At 57.6% G+C, this 18,118-nt stretch carries 18 protein-coding genes and 1 pseudogene; 7 read left to right on the plus strand and 12 right to left on the minus strand.

The window, feature by feature from the left end; translation table 11 throughout:
* The first annotated feature begins 29 nt into the window (after positions 1 to 29).
* Positions 30 to 556, plus strand: a pseudogene (locus tag BR48_RS24635) (DUF4142 domain-containing protein).
* 142 nt (positions 557 to 698) lie between these two features.
* Positions 699 to 878: a DUF3606 domain-containing protein gene (locus BR48_RS0114680; protein WP_027232003.1), complete on the plus strand. Its 180-nt coding sequence runs from the start codon at positions 699 to 701 to the stop codon at positions 876 to 878.
* A gap of 912 nt (positions 879 to 1,790) precedes the next feature.
* Here BR48_RS0114680 and alaE read toward each other — a convergent pair.
* The 8 genes from alaE to BR48_RS0114725 form a co-directional block, all read right to left on the minus strand.
* Positions 1,791 to 2,192, minus strand: a complete 402-nt coding sequence (gene alaE / locus BR48_RS0114690) for an L-alanine exporter AlaE (protein WP_027232005.1) — start codon at positions 2,190 to 2,192, stop codon at positions 1,791 to 1,793.
* 417 nt (positions 2,193 to 2,609) lie between these two features.
* Positions 2,610 to 3,032, minus strand: a complete 423-nt coding sequence (gene arr, locus BR48_RS0114695) for an NAD(+)--rifampin ADP-ribosyltransferase (RefSeq protein ID WP_027232006.1) — start codon at positions 3,030 to 3,032, stop codon at positions 2,610 to 2,612.
* The gene (locus BR48_RS0114700; protein WP_027232007.1) at positions 3,029 to 5,224 is read right to left on the minus strand and encodes a xanthine dehydrogenase family protein molybdopterin-binding subunit; all 2,196 of its coding nucleotides are present in this window, start codon (positions 5,222 to 5,224) and stop codon (positions 3,029 to 3,031) included. Before BR48_RS0114700 ends, arr begins: the two co-directional genes overlap by 4 nt.
* A 7-nt stretch (positions 5,225 to 5,231) precedes the next feature.
* A complete protein-coding gene (locus BR48_RS0114705) occupies positions 5,232 to 6,251 on the minus strand; it encodes a xanthine dehydrogenase family protein subunit M (protein ID WP_027232008.1) in 1,020 nt (339 codons plus the stop codon).
* The gene (locus BR48_RS0114710; RefSeq protein WP_027232009.1) at positions 6,248 to 6,769 is read right to left on the minus strand and encodes a 2Fe-2S iron-sulfur cluster-binding protein; all 522 of its coding nucleotides are present in this window, start codon (positions 6,767 to 6,769) and stop codon (positions 6,248 to 6,250) included. The genes BR48_RS0114705 and BR48_RS0114710 overlap by 4 nt, the downstream gene beginning before the upstream one ends.
* Before the next feature lie 186 nt (positions 6,770 to 6,955).
* Positions 6,956 to 8,407 carry a deoxyribodipyrimidine photo-lyase gene (locus tag BR48_RS0114715; protein ID WP_027232010.1) on the minus strand — a complete coding sequence of 484 codons (1,452 nt, stop codon included), beginning with the start codon at positions 8,405 to 8,407 and terminating at the stop codon, positions 6,956 to 6,958.
* Complete coding sequence (locus BR48_RS0114720) at positions 8,404 to 9,216, minus strand: DUF1365 family protein (protein ID WP_027232011.1); 813 nt, start codon at positions 9,214 to 9,216, stop codon at positions 8,404 to 8,406. The genes BR48_RS0114715 and BR48_RS0114720 overlap by 4 nt, the downstream gene beginning before the upstream one ends.
* On the minus strand, positions 9,213 to 10,535 hold the full coding sequence (locus BR48_RS0114725) for an NAD(P)/FAD-dependent oxidoreductase (RefSeq protein WP_051615023.1): 1,323 nt from the start codon (positions 10,533 to 10,535) through the stop codon (positions 9,213 to 9,215). Before BR48_RS0114725 ends, BR48_RS0114720 begins: the two co-directional genes overlap by 4 nt.
* A 279-nt stretch (positions 10,536 to 10,814) precedes the next feature.
* On the opposite strand from BR48_RS0114725, the gene BR48_RS0114730 reads away from it, so the two are divergent.
* From BR48_RS0114730 to BR48_RS0114740, 3 genes are all read left to right on the plus strand, one after another.
* Positions 10,815 to 11,363 carry a sigma-70 family RNA polymerase sigma factor gene (locus tag BR48_RS0114730; protein WP_036814688.1) on the plus strand — a complete coding sequence of 183 codons (549 nt, stop codon included), beginning with the start codon at positions 10,815 to 10,817 and terminating at the stop codon, positions 11,361 to 11,363.
* Positions 11,364 to 11,365: 2 nt separating this feature from the next.
* Positions 11,366 to 12,013: a ChrR family anti-sigma-E factor gene (locus BR48_RS0114735; RefSeq protein ID WP_027232014.1), complete on the plus strand. Its 648-nt coding sequence runs from the start codon at positions 11,366 to 11,368 to the stop codon at positions 12,011 to 12,013.
* Between the two features lie 85 nt (positions 12,014 to 12,098).
* Entirely contained in the window at positions 12,099 to 12,881 is a 783-nt protein-coding gene (locus BR48_RS0114740) for an alpha/beta hydrolase (RefSeq protein WP_051615025.1), read from the plus strand.
* A 35-nt stretch (positions 12,882 to 12,916) separates the two neighbouring features.
* On the opposite strand, the gene BR48_RS0114745 is transcribed toward BR48_RS0114740, so the two are convergent.
* The 3 genes from BR48_RS0114745 to BR48_RS24640 form a co-directional block, all read right to left on the minus strand.
* On the minus strand, positions 12,917 to 13,330 hold the full coding sequence (locus tag BR48_RS0114745) for a DUF2177 family protein (RefSeq protein WP_027232016.1): 414 nt from the start codon (positions 13,328 to 13,330) through the stop codon (positions 12,917 to 12,919).
* A 122-nt stretch (positions 13,331 to 13,452) separates the two neighbouring features.
* Positions 13,453 to 14,025 (minus strand): DNA-3-methyladenine glycosylase, encoded by a 573-nt coding sequence (locus BR48_RS0114750; protein WP_027232017.1) that lies wholly within the window; start codon positions 14,023 to 14,025, stop codon positions 13,453 to 13,455.
* 513 nt (positions 14,026 to 14,538) lie between these two features.
* Positions 14,539 to 15,273 carry a Crp/Fnr family transcriptional regulator gene (locus BR48_RS24640; protein ID WP_051615027.1) on the minus strand — a complete coding sequence of 245 codons (735 nt, stop codon included), beginning with the start codon at positions 15,271 to 15,273 and terminating at the stop codon, positions 14,539 to 14,541.
* Between the two features lie 495 nt (positions 15,274 to 15,768).
* Here BR48_RS24640 and BR48_RS0114760 point away from each other — a divergent pair, with 495 nt between their 5' ends.
* Together BR48_RS0114760 and BR48_RS24645 are read left to right on the plus strand one after the other, a co-directional pair.
* Entirely contained in the window at positions 15,769 to 16,131 is a 363-nt protein-coding gene (locus BR48_RS0114760; RefSeq protein WP_027232018.1) for a hypothetical protein, read from the plus strand.
* A 374-nt stretch (positions 16,132 to 16,505) separates the two neighbouring features.
* Positions 16,506 to 16,997 (plus strand): DUF2380 domain-containing protein, encoded by a 492-nt coding sequence (locus tag BR48_RS24645; RefSeq protein ID WP_051615031.1) that lies wholly within the window; start codon positions 16,506 to 16,508, stop codon positions 16,995 to 16,997.
* On the opposite strand, the gene BR48_RS0114775 is transcribed toward BR48_RS24645, so the two are convergent.
* Positions 16,998 to 17,969 carry a YihY/virulence factor BrkB family protein gene (locus BR48_RS0114775; protein ID WP_245273514.1) on the minus strand — a complete coding sequence of 324 codons (972 nt, stop codon included), beginning with the start codon at positions 17,967 to 17,969 and terminating at the stop codon, positions 16,998 to 17,000.
* Positions 17,970 to 18,118: the final 149 nt, after the last annotated feature.

Consider the following 18,118-nt stretch of genomic DNA (forward strand, 5'->3'; position numbering starts at 1 on the left):
TTGTTCGCTCAGTGCAAAGGAGAACCCAGATGAACAAGCTTTTAGTGACTGTTGCCTTGTTAATGATGTCAACGCCGACGTTTGCCCAGACGGCGGCTGAAAAGACCGGCGTCAACTCTCTGATCGGGGTGGCCCCCAAAACGGAAGATTTCGTTATGGAAGCTGCCACCAGTGACATGTTTGAAATCGAGTCCAGTAAGCTCGCCGCGGACGGGCTGACGATCCTACCAAGGTTTTCGCCAAGCAGATGATCGCGGACCATCAGAAGACGTCGGCGGAGCTGAAGCAATTGGTTGACGGCGGGAAGGTCAAGGCCTCAATCCCTACGGCAATGACATCAGCGCAGAAAAGCACGCTTGATAAGCTCAACGGTCTGCAAAGTGAGGATTTCACCAAGCAGTATCACTCCGATCAGGTTTCGGCGCACAAAGACGCAGTTGACTTATTCAAGCGCTACGGCGAAGGCGGCGATAATCCCGACCTTAAGGCGTGGGCCGCTACGACAGAGCCGGCCTTGGAACATCATCTGATGATGGCCCAGGATCTCGATAAGTAAGCAACAACTGGCACCCAGGAAAGCGCTGCTCGCCATGAGCGGCGCAATCGGGTTAGTGGCCGATCCCCACTTAAGGCGACAGGGAACCTAAATCCTTTGCGGCTGTTGAGAAACAATCAGCCACAGCCGCGGAGAAACCCAAATGTCAGATGACAAATCCAAGCAGGACAATCGAGACCGCGCCACAGTATCGGCAAGCGAGGACTACGAGGTGAACTACCTCATGACGAAACATGACATCAGCAAGGACCGAGCCCTTGAGCTCATCAAGAAGCACGGCGGCAGTCGCAAGAAGATCGAGAGCGAACTTGGAGGCCGCTGACCCATGGTCGCCTATGATTTGTTGTGGACGACGCTTCCAGTTTTGATCGCCGCCCTTCTCTCCTCCATTCCCGAGATCGGCCCACCCAAAAGTGGGCATCGTCATCTTGCCACTGAAGGACACTAGAATGGAGTACCTTTGGTTTGCGGTGGTGTTTGGCCCGATCGTCCTCGGCGCATCTTCGATACGCACGGGTTAAGAGCAAGGAAACAGCTCAGCTTCCAGAAACCAAAGCGGACAATAAGCGCGTGCCTCAATATCTCCAATGTGTAGCGCCGACATCCGGCAACAACTAGCTAGGCAATCTACGCACTTACCAGGACCGATCCTTCTTGAGCACCGAGTTCTCCAAGGCTCTGTTCCTGGGGGGCACCAGCTATTCGCCTTCGAATTGCGGCGGTTCCTTTTTTACTGATCTAGCATCAGTTTGAATAGTGGTCTGGTCCTGTGTTTGGTCCTTCGAAACACTTGCCGTTGTGATCTCTTTGTCAAGGGAGGCGGTATGTCCGACACACTCGGCCGAAGCGGCCGACACGGTGAGCCCGCAAGCGGCGGCAAATACGAGGATTGTTCTCATCGTTCAACTCCTTGGTCTTGTGGTGCACAGGCAGAGTATCCGCTAATCGAAAGTTCATAAAATCACAGTTTATTGTTGGTATGCATTCAAGATCGCGTCGGCTCGACGCCGTAGCCGTTTCCCCCACGTCAATAAGAGTTGTTATTGCGCATGCAGTGCCGCAGCGTTTTAATGCCCGCCACCCCATTGTTCCGCGAACGCCTTTGGTTATAGCAAGTGCCGCCTGTATCATATTTGGAATCTTCGATCTTCTTTGACCACTTGATAAGAACCCCTGTTAGAAACTCCCTCCGAGAAATGTCCAGCAATGACAACGGCTCCGGCAAATCTGTGCCTCAGGCATTCTTATAAACACCGCACTCAAGAAAGAGTCCATAGGGGCGACCCGAGGCCGTCAAAACGATAATGGCTGACCCTACAGCGGTGACAATTTGCATGATAGTCGCCCCGGCGAGCGCCAGGATTGCGCAGTAGATTGGAACTTGAAACGTAACGAATGCGCTGATATCGACCGCCGTCTTTTTAGCTCGGTTGCCTGTCGGCGCATCAAACAGGGCGAACAGCCAATCGCGATAAATCCCGTAAGGTCGGGCAGTGACAACAATAACGGGGATGGCAGCGAGCCGCGCCTGAAATACCTGTGATGGGGTCAGTCCAACGATGAAGAACTCGACCGTTATCCCGGCTACGGTTGAGAACACAATAAGGGCAAACGTATCTGCAAAGAATTGTCTCATTTTAGCTGTCCATATCATCCAACTCCTGTCCCAATAGGACTGGGCCGTACGATTCGATAAAACGCTGCTCAACTAGTGAGCACGCTACAACCAATTCATTGTTGCCGCGAATGCTTGAGACCTTTGGTTTTACCATTACTGACATATGATGTGCCGGTGGACGAGGATGGTGACTACCGATGACCGGGCGCGCTACTACGACGTTGAGTTGAATGACGACACATTGCGGAAGCGGAAGGTCAGCTCTTCAGCGCGGATCTTAGAATGCAGGCCTTGGATCGGGTGTGAGAAAAATCGCAGGAAAATCTCGAAGTAGCGGCGTGCCGGATTTGGCTGTCCAGTTCAGGGTGGAGATCTGATCATCGCGTTTTAGCTATCCGATCGTTTGATGAGCACACGATGCGTGTCCCTCTCGGATCAGTTGATGATTTCGCCTCGTTCGTCTGAGCGCAGTGTGGTCAGTCGTTCTTTCCATAACCGTAGTGCTTCGGGCGTCAATCTGGTCCAATGCGTGATTTCGTCGATGACCTTGAGCGGTGCGCTGCTGCGATACGACCGTGTGGGGTTGCCGGGAAATTTCTTGTCGGTCACGTTCGGGTCGTTCTCGAATGTCCCGGTCGGTTCTACGACGTAAACACGCGGGATTGCGCCGCCATTGCTAAGTTCAGCTGCGATCTCAGCGGCAAGTCCGGCACCGTCCACAATGGCAGTGAAGTAGATATGGTTCATCACCACTTCAGGTCGATAGTTCGACCGGTATCCTGCGGTGAGCAAATCACCAACGCGCAAATCCGCAATTGTGCCGTGAAAGAAGGGACCCTCATCCAGCGCTTCGGTCATCGTGATCCGGCGCGTGCCAGACGATCGATGGTAATCGGAAGGTGTCGCATCCTTTCTCCTGTCGCATGGAAGATTGCGTTCGCGATGGCAGGTGCCACGGCGACGACCCCGATTTCGCCGACGCCCTTCACGCCCAGTGGGCTAACCTCGGCATCCGTCTCGTCGACGAACACGACGTCTATGTCATAAACGTCGGCATTGGTAGGGATGTGATAGTCTGCGAAACCGTGTGCCATGCAGCGTCCGAGGTTGTGATCGTAGGCGGCGTCCTCGTGCAACGCCTTCCCAATCCCCATGACAGTTGCGCCGATGATCTGGCTGCGGGCAGTGTTGGGATTAAGAATGCGTCCGGCGGCTACGGCACATACGATGCGGGTGACACGCACCACTGATAGCTCCTCGTCGACCCGGACCTCGGCGAACACTGCCGCATGGGTGGCACTGGAGAACTTTTTGCCAAACGGGAAGCTGAACATCGTGGCGGTTGCGCTTAGTTTGCGGCCGCGCTGCAGTTTCAACAAATCGATGAGAGCGGATGCAGAAAGTAGCTCGGCACCCTGCCCACGCCCCAAAACGCCTGTATGCTTCGCCCGCGACCTGATCGTCGACTTGAGCTTGCGACAAGCGGACTGGACGGCAGCGCCAGACGTTGCTGCCGTCCATGAGCCGCCCTGAATTGGATTAAAGGGCAAGGCTGAATCTCCAAGCCGTATCACAACGCGGTCCATCGTCGTTTCAAGAGTGTCCGCTGCGATTTGACTTAGGATCGTGTAGGTACCGGTGCCGATGTCGGTGATGGATGATGTCACCTCGAACTTCCCGTCGCTCCTGACCATAACTTTTGCCCGCGCGGGCGCGGGTGACATTGCGGCCTCCCAAGCTCCTGTAGCCATGCCCCAACCGATCAGTTCTTTGTCCTCGCGCATCGACCGCGGTGCGCGACTGCGCTTGTGCCAGCCAAAACGCTCGCTTCCCAGAGCATAGCATTCGCGTAGTGCCTTGCTGCTAAATGGTCGATTTTCGCTCTGGTCCCGCTCCGTGTAGTTTGTGAGGCGCAGAGCCAGAGGATCCATATCGAGGACGTAAGCCAGTTCGTCCATCGCGGATTCCAGCGCAAACATTCCGGTCGCCGCACCAGGAGCGCGCATGTCACAAGGCGAAACAGTGTCGAGTTTTGCCAGTTCGTAGGTGAGCTTGATGTTGTTGCACCGATAAAGGCTTGCAGAGAATAGCAGCATCGGATCCTGGGCATCCTCAAATTGCGAGGTGGCGGCCACGGCTCGATGCCTGATCGCCTGCAAACGGCCTTGCTCGTCGGCCGCAAGGGATACGGTTTGGACGGCGTTGGCGCGGTACCCGAGCGCAAACATATGGTCGCGCGGCAGGACCAGTCGGACAGAGCGTTTGAGCGCCTTCGCCGCCATCAACGCCAGAAAGACCGATTGCTGTGGTCGTAGACCAAGACCGAACGCACCGCCGACATAACTGCTGACAACCCGCACTTTGCGTCCGATCAAGCGAAACGCGAACTTGAGGAAGAGCTCTACGCTCTTTGGGCTTTGCGTCTTGTCGTAAACGGTGACGATCTTGCCCCACTTCACCGTCGTTGCAAACAATTCCATGGGATGATGGTTTTCCGGAGAGGTGGTGTAGGTCGATTCGATTTTCAGAGGAGCAACTGCGAACGCCAGATCGGCGTTTCCTGTCGGATGAGGGACAGGGGCGACACCGATCCGGCGTTTCCGCGGTTTGAACGCCGCTGATGCAGCGAGGTCGGTGGTATGCTGCTCGGCTTTGTATGTCACCTTTACCAAAGCGGCCGCATCACGCGCAGCTTCGTAATTTTCAGCGATCACCAGCGCGACGGGTTGACCGCTGAAATACACGCGGTCATCGTATAACGGCACGAATGGCTTTCCTGGCGGACCCGCTGCATCCTTATAAAGAAATGAGACTGGCCAGAACCATGGGCGATTTTTGTGGGACAGAACCTCGACCACGCCCGGAAAACGTCTTGCTGTAGCAAGATCGATCGACAGTATTCGACCTTTCGCGATCGACGCCGTCACGACGTACGCATGCAGGAGATCGGGAATATTGTATTCGGCAGCATATTTGGCCTCGCCCCGAACCTTCTGTGGTCCGTCAACTCGGAGAATGCTCTTGCCCGTGACCGTCTGCTCTTGATCCATCTATCCCTCAATGGACACGCTTGTCGAACTGCGACTGAGGCGTTCGTGATGCGGCCTGTTCAAGCGCTCGAACGACCGTCCGATGGGCAAGGTCTATCTTGAAGTCGTTCTCAGACAATGCAACGGAGCCTGATAGCAGCATCGATGCGAACTGGTCGAAGTTCACACGAGACGCAGGCCGGCCGATCAACAGCGCTTCCGCCGCCGTGTTCCGCCACGGTTTGTGCGCGACGCCGCCCAAGGCGATGTGGGCCAACGAAACCGCGGCTTCGTCGTTGATCGTTAGCAACACCGCGGCCGAGACGATGGCAAAGGCGTAAGACAGGCGATCGCGGATCTTCAAATAGCTGTATCGATGATGCTCAAGCACCGGCGGTAACAAGATTTCAAGAATGACTTCGTCATCGAGCAGCGTCGTGTCTTTCTCAGGCGAGTCGCCCGGCAGTCGGTGAAAGTCAGCGAAGGGAATGGAGCGTACTCCCTTGGGGCCTTGAACGATTATTGTCGCTCCGATGGCTGCGAGGGCAACGCACATGTCGGACGGGTGGGTGGCCACACAAAGTTGGCTCGCGCCAAGTATTGCATGGTTGCGGTTCAGCCCGGTTCGAGCCGGACATCCGCTACCCGGCGCTCGTTTGTTGCAAGGAGTCAGCACGTCATAAAAATACGGGCAACGCGTTCTCTGCATGAGGTTGCCCCCGACTGTGGCCGCGTTGCGCAACTGGGCCGACGCGCCGGCGAAGATGGCGCTGGCTAGTAAAGGATAATGTCGCGCGACAAACGGGTGAATGGCAACCTCGGAGTTTGTCACGAGCGCGCCAACGCGCAATCCTCCATCGGCGGTTTCATTTATCTCACGGAGCGGCAAGTCGTTGATGTCGATAATGGTCGTCGGGGTCGATACGTCGTACTTCATCAAATCAATGAGGTTGGTGCCTCCGGCCAACAGTTTTGCGGCTGCATGGACGGAGAGACTTTCGATCGCCTGATCGATCGACGCGGCTCGGACATATGTGAACCGCTTCATGGCAACGAGTTCGCGTCGGGTGCCGCTGCCAAGACTTCTTCGATCGCGTCCACGATCCCGATATAGGCACCACAGCGACAGAGATTACCACTCATGCCTTCGCGTATCTCGTCCCGCGTCTTCGCGATACCTTCCGAAATCAATCCGATGGCCGAGCATATTTGCCCGGGTGTACAGTATCCGCATTGGAGAGCGTCATGTTTCACGAACGCCGCCTGCAGGGGATGAAGCTGGTCGGGAGTTCCAATGCCTTCGATTGTTGTCACTACGGAGCCGCTGCGGCTAACGGCGAGCACCAGGCAACTGTTGATCCGAATACCGTTAATGAGCACGGTACACGCACCACATTGGCCATGATCGCACCCCTTCTTGGTGCCCGTAAGATCAAACTCCTCCCGTAGCAGATCAAGCAGCGTCACCCACGGCTCGATAGTCGCCACCCTTATGACGCCGTTAATGGTGTAGACCACGCGAAATGATGTATTTGGTGCGGCATCCATGATGTCACGAAGCCCCATGCCCTTAATGTTTGCTTCCTTGCAAACACTAGGCGCGGACTAACCCCGTGACAAGTTCGATCCACACAAGCAGGCTCTGGCCAAGGGCGATGAGAACAGAGTGAAGACCCTCCACGCAGCGATGATACGTCTTGGGACACACTTGTATCCTGCCTGGGAGACCCGTCCGACTCCAGCACCAGATCGTTACCTCATCGCTGCGGAATAGGCATCCAGTGCTCGGCGGCGGGAGGCTTGATGATCAACGATGGGCCACGGATAAGTCTCGCCGAGACTGACATTCGCCTCTCTCAGAACGGCTTCGGGCGCATTCCACGGCTGATGCACAAATTTTGCAGGGAGCGTCTTCAGCTCCGGTACGAATTTTCGAACATAGTCCCCCTTCGGATCGAATTTCTCACCCTGAAGGACGGGATTGAAGATGCGGAAATAGGGAGCGGCGTCGGCGCCGGACCCAGCCACCCATTGCCAGCTCGCAGAATTGTTGGCGGGATCCGCATCGACGAGCGTATCCCAGAACCATGCTTCGCCCTCGCGCCAGTCAACGAGCAGGTGCTTGATGAGGAAGGAAGCGACGACCATTCGCACCCGGTTGTGCATCCATCCCGTCTGCCAAAGCTGGCGCATGCCGGCATCGACGATGGGGTAGCCGGTCAGCCCGCGCTTCCAGGCGGTGAACTGGCCCCCGGCATCGCCCGCCCATGCGAAATTGTCGAAGGCCGGCTTGAAGTTTTCCGAATGCAGCTTCGGATTGTGGAAAAGCAGATGCCAGGAGAATTCCCGCCAGCCTACCTCTGCGCGGAACTTTTCCGCGCCGGATCGATGGTCGAGCCCTTCGGGCGCCCTTAAGGCATGCCATATCTGGAAGGGTGTTATCTCGCCATGGGCAAGATGCGGCGACAATCGCGATGTCGCCTCCATGTCAGGACGATTGCGCTTGGCTACGTAGCGGTCGATCGACCCGTCGAGGAAGTCCGCAAGCCGCTCATGGGCTCCTTCTTCACCAGGTGTCCAGTCTCTGAAAAAGCCATTGGCCCAGTCGGGCTCATGGGGCAGAAGCGCCCAGTCGTCGAGACTGTCCGTCGTTACCGGGTGCGGCCAGGCCAATAGTTCTCGCGGCGCAGCCAGTGGGTCGCGGGGCTCGGGCTGGGCATTCAGCGCGCGCCAGAACGGGGAATAAACGCGGTAATACCCACCGGAGCCTGTCTTCAGCGCATATGGCTCGTGCAACAGATGGCCCTCGAAGCTCTCGGCCGCGATTCCCCGGCTTGATAATCCGGCCTTGAGTGCCGTATCAATGGCAACGCCGGGTCGATCGTAACGACGGTTCCACAGCACGGCATCGGCTCCGGTGTCATCCAGTACTTCGTCGACAATCGCCGCAGTGTTTCCCCGCCGCAGAATGAGCCGGCCGCCCAGTTTTTCGAGCGAAGCGCCCAGCGCTTTCAGTGAATGGTGCAGCCACCACTTCCGCGCGCCGCCGATTGGCCGCGAATCCTCATTCGTCTCATCCGAAAGGAAAATCGGGATAACCGGTTTGCCGGAGCCGGCGGCAGCCAGCAGCGCGCGGTTATCGCGGATACGTAGGTCGTGACGAAAGAGCACGATCGCCGGCTTATCAGTGTTGTCGTCAGTCATTCTGCCCGGGTCGATCGCGCTATGATGGTTTTGGTCTGAACGGGTGTCTGCGGCCGAGGCTTGAGGCCGACGCCCTTCAACCATATCCGCAGCGCTTCCCAATGTATGCCGGCAATGACTTTAAGGGTCAGCAGGGGATAGGCGAAACACAATTTCGCTAGTTGCCAGTCGCTGAATTCCTTCCGCCTGCCGGCAAAAGCGGTGGCGATGATCAGGCCCTCGCGGTCGCTGGCATTGATCACGATCGAGGCGGCGTCATCGGGAATCTTGATGGTGAAATCGTAGCCCAGCGCCATCTCCATGAAGGGCGAGACATAAAACGCCTTGGCACATTCCTGATGCAATGGTCCGGCGCTGCCGGTGCCTTTGTCGAGGGGGAAGACATAGCTGTGACGCTGGCCAAACGTGTTATCCACCTCATAGATCAATGCGGCCAATGCGCCGGCGCGATCATGGCAGAAATAGACACTGAGGGGATTGAACACATAGCCGAGGATACGCGGCATCGACATCAGGCGGATTGCGCCGCCATCGGGCTCTGCTCCCGCCGCGCGAAGATGATCCTCGACATAGCTTCGCAGCGGCGAGCCGTCATTGGCGACCTCAGACTTATTGCCATGATCGCGGTCGTAGAAGCTGAAGAGATTGAAGCGGTTGCGCGAAAACAGCCAGTGCTCCCGGGCGATCCGGTCAATCTCATCAATGTCGAACAGCATGTAAAACATGCGGTAGCGCAGGAAGTGCTGCCGCGGCCGCAAACGCTTGTGCGTCACCTTGCCCGCATAGATTGCCGAGGAAAATGCGCTCATGCCGCAACCTCTACCGGACTAGCCAATGGCTGGCGATGGATTCGCGCCGATTCCTCGGCAACGGTCCAAGGACGGTGTAAGCCACCCAAATCTTCGGCTACGGCAAGGCCTGCCTGGAGCCCGTCTTCATGGAAGCCCGCGCCGAAATAAGCGCCGCAGAACCAGGTATTGCGAGCCCCTTGCAACTGCCAGAGCTGGCGCTGCGCCTGCATGGCCTCACTGTCGAAGAGTGGATGCGCATAGGTCTGGGTATGCAGCACCTTGCACGGGTCCGGCGCATGGCGAGGATTGAGGGTAACGAAGAACTGGCGCTCGGTTTCGAGGGGCTGAAGCCTGTTCATCCAATAGCTGACGCAGAGTTGACTTGGGGGCTGCATCTCCTTGCGTTCGCCAAGGTAATTCCAGCTCGACCAGACCGAACGCCGCTTCGGCATGAGCGTTTCATCCTCGTGCAGCACCGCGCGATTAACCGAGTAGCGAAAGGCGGAGAGCAGTCTTTTCTCGAGTGCCGACGGGTCGGCGAGCAGGGCAAGCGTCTCGTCGGCATGACCCGCCATCACGACATGATCGAATATGGCGGTCACTCCGTGGATATCTGAGACCGCGACATGATCGCCGGCACGCCGGACCGATGCGGCGGCGCAGCCGGTGCGGACGCGGTTCCTGTAATTCGCCGTCAGGCGCTCAACGTAGTTGCGGCTTCCGCCCTTGACCGTGCGCCAGACAGGCCGGTTGGCAAGCTTGAGCAATCCATGATTGTCGCAGAAGCGGATGAATGCTTCGGCCGGGTAGTCGAGAAGGCTCGCAGCCGGCGCCGACCAGATGGCCGATGCCATTGGCAACAGGTGATCGTCACGGAACGCGCGGCCGTAACCTTCACGTTCGAGGAAATCGCCAAGCGCAATGAGGCCAAGCTTGCCCGCATGGGCTGGAGTTTCGCGATAAAAGCGCAAGAGGTCGCGCAGCATGAGCCAAAACCGCGGATTGACGAGGTTACGTTGCTGGGCAAAAAGGCCGCTGAAGCCCGTTCCGGAATATTCGAGCCTGCCGCTATCCAGCGAGACGGCGAATGACATTTCCGACGCCGCGGTTTCAACGCCGAGCAAGGCAAACAGCGCGGTCAGGTTGGGATAGGTCTGTTCATTGTAGACGATAAAGCCGGTATCGACGGCCACGCCGCCCTCACCGGGTACTATCACGGTATTGCTGTGCCCGCCAATGCGCGTTTCGCGTTCGTAGACGGTAATTTCGTGTTTCTGCGAAAGAAGCCATGCGGCCGACATGCCGGATATACCGGACCCTATGACTGCGATTTTCAACCCTGTTCTCCCGAAGTCATCCTGCAAACACCGACAGCCAAGGGAAATCAGACGTTGTCTCCCTGTGCTGCAATCAATACGTTGCAGATACGGGAATGGATCATTGATAGTTTCGCTGGTCCCGAAGCGATGATCCGATTGCGGTGGGCCTGCGTATAGAGCGGTATGAATGACGTCGGTACGTTTGCCTCTTACAATTTCGAGACCCTCTGGCGGGGGCAGCTTCGAGCAATGTCGGCGCGTCGGGCTAAAGGCGCACCTGCCGGCGGGTGCGTCATCATGACGGAAAAGGCGGAGCAGTCGGCGCGGCTCGTTGCCATAGCGCAACAGGCCGACAAGGCGGCATTCGCAGAACTCTTCGGCTACTTTGCACCACGCCTGAAAGGTTTTTTCATGCGTGGTGGCATGGCCGCCGGGCAGGCGGAGGAACTCGCACAGGAAACCATGCTGATGGTCTGGCGCAAGGCGGCGCTGTACGATCCGGCGAAAGCCTCCGCTTCGACCTGGATATTCACTATCGCACGCAATTTGCGCGTGGATTCAGTACGCCGTGAGCGCTATCCGGCGCAGCATCTGCTTGAAGATCCGGCGCCCGAACTTCCGGCCTCGCCCTCCGACGAGGTGCTAAGAACCGAGAGCGAACACCGGGTCCGCACTGCGATCGATCTGCTTTCGGCGGACCAGCTGAACGTCATACGTCTGCATTATTTCGATGACAAACCCCACAGTGAAATCGCCAAAGTGCTGGGTTTGCCACTTGGTACGGTGAAATCCCGCTTGCGGCTGGCCATGCAGCGCTTGCGCGGCCTGCTGGGTGAGGAACAGTAACGATGTCCCACCGTCCATCCGACGACCTTTTGATGGCCTATGCCGCCGGAACCCTGGCGCCAGGTCCCGCGCTCGTGGTCGCGGCGCACCTGACGATGTGTCCGGAAAGCGCCGAGCGCGTCCGCGCTTTCGAAATCTTTGGCGGGATCGCGCTTGAGGACGCGTCCGAAAGCGCTCTTTCGCCCGACGCATTGGAGAAGACGCTCGCGCGGATCGATTCAGGCCCGCCTTCCAAAGTGGTGGAACGGGGCAAATGGCTCGCTGAGTTGCCAGAGGGGATGCGCCTGCCGCAGCCGCTTGAACATTACGATATCGGCAAGTGGAAATTCCTTGCGCCCGGCGTACGCTGGAGCTCGATCGGCCGCGGTGGCTCCGCCCGCAACCGCCCCATGCTGCTGCGCTCGAAACCGGGCATGGTGCTGCCCGAACATACCCATGCCGGTACCGAATACACGCTCATTCTCAAGGGTTCGCTGCATGATGCGGACGGCGACTACCATGTCGGCGATCTCATCGTTGCCGATGCCAGTCTCGAGCACGAGCCAGCAGCGGGTCCTGATGAGGATTGTATATGTCTCGCCGTGGTCGATGGCCGCTTGCGGATGAAGAGCCTCGTTGGCCGGCTTGTCCAACCCCTCATGGGGTTTTGAGCACTTGAGCCCCTTTTTGGCAATCGCGGCGGTCGCTAGTGCGGCCATGGTCCTGACGGCGTGCTCGCCGGGAACAATCTTGAACATGGCCACTACTTCCAATGGTGCTCGAGTCGAGCAGAACGTCGCTTATGGCGAAGGGCCGAGGCGCACGCTCGATGTTTACGCACCGGCCGGTGCGCATGCCGCCCCGGTGGCCGTCTTCTTCTACGGCGGCAGCTGGCAGAACGGCGACAAGAAAACCTATCAATTCGTGGGATCGGCTTTGGCCGCCAAGGGGATTGTTACGGTGATACCCGATTATCGGCTTTACCCCCAGGTTCATTATGAAGGCTTTCTTGACGACGGCGCCAAGGCCGTTCGCTGGGCAAGGGATCATGCACGCCAATACGGTGGCGATCCGGCAAAGCTGTTCGTCGTCGGCCACTCCGCCGGCGCTTACATTGCCGCGATGCTCGCACTCGACAAGACGTGGCTCGGGAGGGAGGGCATGACGCCGAACAGGGACCTCGGGGGTTTTGTCGGTATTGCCGGACCCTATGATTTCCTGCCATCGCAGGACGAAAAGATAGCGGCCATATTCAGCACCGCCGAAACGACGACGCTGGCCGAACCCGTGGCGTTTGCCGGACGCCACGAGCCGCCTACGCTGCTCCTGCACGGCAAAAGCGACACGACGGTCTTTCCGCGAAACAGCACGCGGCTTGCCGAGAAGTTGAGCGCTGGCGGAAACAACGTTGATATAAAGCTCTACCCGGGCGTTGGACACCTCGGCATCATCGGCGCGATGGGGTCGCCCATGCGCTTCGTCGCTCCGACTTTGGACGATACGGCAAATTTCGTCCGCGCGCATTCCAACCGCAACTGAACAGACGCAATGCTTCGTGGCGAGTAAGTGATGTGTTAGCTTAGCCTCGCCAGCAGCCAGTTCGTCGCCAGAAAGCTCAAGGTCGCCGACAAACCGGAAGCAAAAGTGCCCCAGGCAATATCCACGACCGTAAGGGCGGTCGACCATTGTTTCAAAGTCGCCTGGCTGGTCAGATCATAGGTGGCATAGGCAAAAAAGCCGAAAAGCGCGCCATAAATCAGCGCGGTGTGCCATCGGCCGGTCTCCATGGCCGGGCTTAAGGCGAAGATCACGATGCCGACCGCGTAGATCAGATAGAACAGGATGGCCGGTGCGTAATTCACATCCGACGCCACTATGTCTGGGATGCGGGCGCGGTAAAAGCTCGTCGCCATCGTGCCAAGCCACAACATGTCGAGCGCAAGGAAAATTACTGCGGTGACGAAATATGCCAGTCCGTATTTAAGCATGTTTGATCCCTGTTTTGGATGTATACGCTGGCAGCGCCCCGGCGGATCTTTCGATGGTACCGCGGGACAATTATTGCCGCGGCCATGAACACGCTGACGATATACGCGGCTTACATGAACGGCTATTTCAGGGGAAACTTTCTGCTGAGAAAGGGCGAAGCGCGGGCGCCGAAACGCCACGGCGTTTCGACGGCCTTGGTCAGACCGATCCGTGGTCCTATGCTGATCTCGAAGGCATCCGTTGCCGCCTCCAGCAAAAAAGGCGGCTCAAACAGAGATTTGCCGTCATACGACTTGTCTACAGCAAGCGCCTGGGCAAGTTTTCCCGGTCCCGAGCACAATAGCCTTATGTCATCGACGGCGCGGCGGCGCTGCATGATCTCGATGTTACGAACAGGTTCTATTGCCCGGATAAGCACTGCTGACGCCTCGAGACACACAAAATTCAGACACCAGTGGATACCATACGACCGGTAGACGTAGGCGCGACCTGCTGGACCGAACATCGTCCGGTTCGCGATCCCGGGCCCGCGATAACTGTGCGAGGCAGGATCGTTTGGAGCATAGGCTTCGGTTTCGATGATCGGTCCGCCCACCCCATCGACAAACAGAGAAACGCCAATGAGGGCGCGGGCAACCTCCTCCGAACTTCGTTGGAAAAAGCTCTCGTCGAGCATGGTGGTGATTTCTTCCATCGCGTTAAATTGTTCCTTTCCGAACCCACTCTTAGCAAAGTCACGAACACGTTCTTGACACTGCGAAACTGGCCCATTCGCTACCGCACATACAAGCGCTGTGTCCGCTACCGTACAGTTCCGATCTCCAATTCAACAGGGAGGAACATTCGTCACCGCGCCGGATTGATTGAATGCGGGGTTAACAAAACGGAGAAGACAAATGCCTAATAGTCAAAAGAGCGGAAGTTCACAGAGCGGCAAGGGCACGTCCAAGCAGCAGGAACAGGGACAAGGTTCACGCGGCTCCCAGCAGGGATCCGGTTCCTCCAAGAGCGGTGAACAACAGGGCAGGGCAAGGCCGGCGAGCAGAGCCACAAGAATAAATAGTCGGTCCGGTAATCGATGCAGTTAATGAAAGCGGCTGGGAAAAATTCCCGGCCGTTTTCATATACCCATAGTCCGCTTCACCCCGTTCCCTGCCGGCTTCGCATTCCCGTTCAGGGTGGGCTGTTCACGGTGGAAATCGTCGGGTCAGACTGAGCGGGAAAGCGGCTTACCGCGCCAGCCCGTCAATCTTTCGGCTTCCCGCTCGGCAAGTCCATAGGCACCATCGGCGATCGCTGCGAGGCCATGGCGGTCGCGGATGACAATTTCCGAGCGTCTCGAGATCACGAGATGTTCGCCTTCAAGAATATGCAGCGCATCGGTGACACTGGGACGCCTGACGCCAAGCATCGTTGCAAGGAATTCATGGGTCACACCGAGATATTCGCCTGAGATCCGGTCGTGCATCATGAGCAGCCATCGTGCGAGACGTGCCTCGATCGTCGACCGGCCATTGGCAAGCGCGGTCGATCCGGTCTGGATGGAGAAGGAGCGCGCGTATTTCAGGAACAATCGCATCAGGTCGCTGTTGCCCTCGATAGCTCTGCGAAATCGGTCCGCAGCGATCCTGTTGCCCTTTCCCGCCACTTGAACAACGGTGCGGTAAGGGCTCAGTTCGTCGCCCAACACTGCGCCGACATGTGACATCCCGTCTGCGCCGAACAGTCCGATCTCGATATCGCGGCCATCGGACAGGGAAGTGATCACCGATCCAATGCCACTTTCTGGAAAATAGATATGCGGGATCGTCCGGTTCGGCTCGTTGAGGTGCATGCCGAGCGGGAGGTCGACCGTTTCGACATGGGCGAACAGTTCGTCGCCCTTGCAAGCCCTGCTCATTGCAAGGAGATGGTTGGCGAAGTTGCCGGCTGCCAAACTCATCACGTGCTCCTGTCTCTATCGGAATTGGCCTGCGAAAGCATTGCGAACAACGTCCGAAAACGTACAGACTCTGCCATCTGTTGCAGGAACGCGATAAAATTTTGGACGAGTATGGAAGGGAGAAACGAGCTGCTGACGGCATCTCATGCAACCCGCTTTCAGTCGCACTTCAAACCGTCGAGACATATCCTGCAATATCGGCGATCAAGAGCGCCAGGAGAAGCACGCACCCCGCGCGAATAAACGTTTTTGCTCATTTGCCGCGCAGCAAATTCGGTACGATTGCGGACCAAGCCGGAACGAGCATTTTTCGCGGGCGTTCATTGTGCGCTGATTTTCCAGGTCAGCGCGCCCTAGCTCAACGGTTACACCGAGCTTTCTGGGGCCCATAGCTGGCGGTGAGCGAAAGTTCACCGCCCTTTTGCGACCAACGCAACTGGAACAATAACGCGATAGCCCGGTTTACCGATATTGAACCCATAGGGAGGAAATCACATGAAAGCGCTTGCACCGATCATCGCCGCTGCCGCACTGGCTTTTGCCCCCGGTATCGCATTTGCCGCATGCCCGACGACAACGGGATCGATAAATTCCGATGCAAAGCCGGGCATCGCCCAGGATGGCACGCACGTTCCCTTGGAAAATTCGGGCAACAGCACGATACAAAAGGGTGCGGCCAGTACGGGTACAACAACCAATAATAGCCCCCAGACCGCTCAGAAGGACGGCCAAACCATGCCACTCGCCGGCACGGAAGGCGCAGGTGACAAGAATTTAGCCACCTCAGCGCAGGACGTGCAGGCGCAGCAGAAGGGCGAACCGACCGCCATGGCCAAGGCCGAGGACTGCAAGAACTAGTTTCCAACCAACGGCTGTACTTAGGCCGTCCGGGGAGTTCAACCATGAAGATAGCTGGCGCGTTAATTGTTTGCCTCGGCATACTGTACGCAGTGTGGGTGGCAATCAGTTCGCGCCGGCTCAGCTCTCCGCCCAGGCATCCCGACAATCAAAATGCACCAACACTGGAGCCAAAACGGCAAGGTCTCGGATTCCTCGGCGCGGGTCGCAACTGGCCCGCCTTAGCACTGATCGCAATCGGCGTCCTGATGCTGATCTATCCTATGTAATCATTTCCCGCCGAACCTGCCGCGGCTTTGCGAATTAGCAGCAACGTGGCATGATTTGTCCGCCTCGGCCCTTACCCAGCGAGGAAAGCCGCATGGAGGGTTAACATGCGCCCGTTGCTTCTGATGACATTGGGCTTGATGATGTGCACCCCGGCCGGCGCTCAGCAAAACCCGCCTGCCTCGATCGCAGTATTTCCCATTGAACTTGAAGACAGGAGTGCGGGCGCCGGCATCATTGCGCCCGATGAGCACGACACGCGCTATCTTTCCGAGTCAGAACAAATGGCAAAGGACATGCTCACGGGCTCGGGCCGCTATACTGTGGTGGGCGTTACGGTGCCTGCGGAGGCAGAGGCGAAGGCGCTGCGCTATTGCGGGGGCTGCGAGGCCGCTATCGCTCGCCAGAACGGCGCATCGCTCGCACTCCTCGGCGTCGTCACCCGTGTCAACCGCACCGAACATGCCGTATTCATTCGCATCCTTGATGCGAAAAGCGGCAAGACCGTTGCGGAGGGCTTCACCGATCTGCGAATGGGCGCAAATTATGCGTGGCCTCGGTCAGTGAAATGGGTGATGACCAATAAAATTCTGCGCTGATTATTCAGCCACGCTTTCGCCCAGCGTATCGGCAACGACCGCGCCCCGCTTGCCCATGGGCTGCGGCGGACCTGTCGTACTGTCGACTGCGGTTTGGTGTTCGAGCTCCGCATTAAGTTCTGCGCCGAGAATAAGAATGATCAATGAGATCCACATCCACATCATCAGGCCGGCTACTGCGCCCAAGGCGCCATAGGTGGCGTTATAATCAGCAAAGTTTGTAAGATACGATGTGAACGCTGCAGAGGCGGCGATGCCGATCACAGCGGACAATACGGCACCCCACGAAAGCCACCGCCACTTCGCATATTCCCGGTCCGGGCCGTAGCGATAGACGATCGAGATTGCAGCCACGGTAACGCCCATCATAACCGGCCAGCGGGCGAGGCTCAGCAAACCGGCGCTCCAACCTTCAAGGCCCATCGCGTCAAGAAGTTTCGGCATGATGCCCAGCGCCAGAAGCAGCACGATTCCGAAAAAGATTCCACCCAGAGTAACGACGAATGAAACGAGGTTCAGTTTGACGAAGCTGCGGGTCTCATTCTGCCCGTAGGCGACGTTCAACGCTTCGAAAATGCCTTTGACGCCATTATTGGCGCTCCAGAGCGCGATGACGAAACCGAACAGGAAGCCGATGCTAAGCAACTTCGTATCCTGCGCGGCGAGTGCCTCGAGTTGAGCACGTATCAGAGCTATCGCGTCATTGGGCAAGATGCCGGCAAGCAGCGAAACATTCCCCGCGACAGAGGCACGATCGGCAAGAAATCCATAAAGCGACACAAAGGCTGTCAAGGCGGGAAAAAGGGCGAGCAGCAAATAAAAGGCGGCACCTGCCGCTATCAGCATGATGCGGTCTTGTGACAGCGACTGCCACACCCGGTAAAGGACGTCCTTCCATCCGAGCGCCGGAATCTCCGAAGGCTTCTTGGCGCGACGGCCGCGGGCTTTTTGCCGCGCACGGGCGTTACGCACTTCTTCCTTAGTTCGCTTTGTGGATGCCTTCATACGCGGGACCGATATCTTTGCCTCTATCCTGCAATTCACAGATACGAGCAATGTTCCGGCCACCACCATGAAAAATGGAAGACGTAAGGTTCAGTGACAGTGGCGGCCGGACGGGT

Origin of the sequence: Phyllobacterium sp. UNC302MFCol5.2, from assembly GCF_000686005.1 — a bacterium.
Lineage (GTDB): Bacteria > Pseudomonadota > Alphaproteobacteria > Rhizobiales > Rhizobiaceae > Phyllobacterium > Phyllobacterium pellucidum.

Excerpts from the sequence above, each read along its gene's own strand:
- BR48_RS0114680 (WP_027232003.1), top strand. The coding sequence starts at position 699 with ATGTCAGATGACAAATCCAAGCAGGACAATCGAGACCGCGCCACAGTA.
- alaE (WP_027232005.1), bottom strand. The coding sequence starts at position 2,192 with ATGAGACAATTCTTTGCAGATACGTTTGCCCTTATTGTGTTCTCAACC.
- arr (WP_027232006.1), bottom strand. The coding sequence starts at position 3,032 with ATGACCGAAGCGCTGGATGAGGGTCCCTTCTTTCACGGCACAATTGCG.
- BR48_RS0114700 (WP_027232007.1), bottom strand. The coding sequence starts at position 5,224 with ATGGATCAAGAGCAGACGGTCACGGGCAAGAGCATTCTCCGAGTTGAC.
- BR48_RS0114705 (WP_027232008.1), bottom strand. The coding sequence starts at position 6,251 with ATGAAGCGGTTCACATATGTCCGAGCCGCGTCGATCGATCAGGCGATC.
- BR48_RS0114710 (WP_027232009.1), bottom strand. The coding sequence starts at position 6,769 with ATGGGGCTTCGTGACATCATGGATGCCGCACCAAATACATCATTTCGC.
- BR48_RS0114715 (WP_027232010.1), bottom strand. The coding sequence starts at position 8,407 with ATGACTGACGACAACACTGATAAGCCGGCGATCGTGCTCTTTCGTCAC.
- BR48_RS0114720 (WP_027232011.1), bottom strand. The coding sequence starts at position 9,216 with ATGAGCGCATTTTCCTCGGCAATCTATGCGGGCAAGGTGACGCACAAG.
- BR48_RS0114730 (WP_036814688.1), top strand. The coding sequence starts at position 10,815 with ATGACGGAAAAGGCGGAGCAGTCGGCGCGGCTCGTTGCCATAGCGCAA.
- BR48_RS0114735 (WP_027232014.1), top strand. The coding sequence starts at position 11,366 with ATGTCCCACCGTCCATCCGACGACCTTTTGATGGCCTATGCCGCCGGA.
- BR48_RS0114740 (WP_051615025.1), top strand. The coding sequence starts at position 12,099 with ATGGCCACTACTTCCAATGGTGCTCGAGTCGAGCAGAACGTCGCTTAT.
- BR48_RS0114745 (WP_027232016.1), bottom strand. The coding sequence starts at position 13,330 with ATGCTTAAATACGGACTGGCATATTTCGTCACCGCAGTAATTTTCCTT.
- BR48_RS0114750 (WP_027232017.1), bottom strand. The coding sequence starts at position 14,025 with ATGGAAGAAATCACCACCATGCTCGACGAGAGCTTTTTCCAACGAAGT.
- BR48_RS24640 (WP_051615027.1), bottom strand. The coding sequence starts at position 15,273 with ATGAGTTTGGCAGCCGGCAACTTCGCCAACCATCTCCTTGCAATGAGC.
- BR48_RS0114760 (WP_027232018.1), top strand. The coding sequence starts at position 15,769 with ATGAAAGCGCTTGCACCGATCATCGCCGCTGCCGCACTGGCTTTTGCC.
- BR48_RS24645 (WP_051615031.1), top strand. The coding sequence starts at position 16,506 with ATGCGCCCGTTGCTTCTGATGACATTGGGCTTGATGATGTGCACCCCG.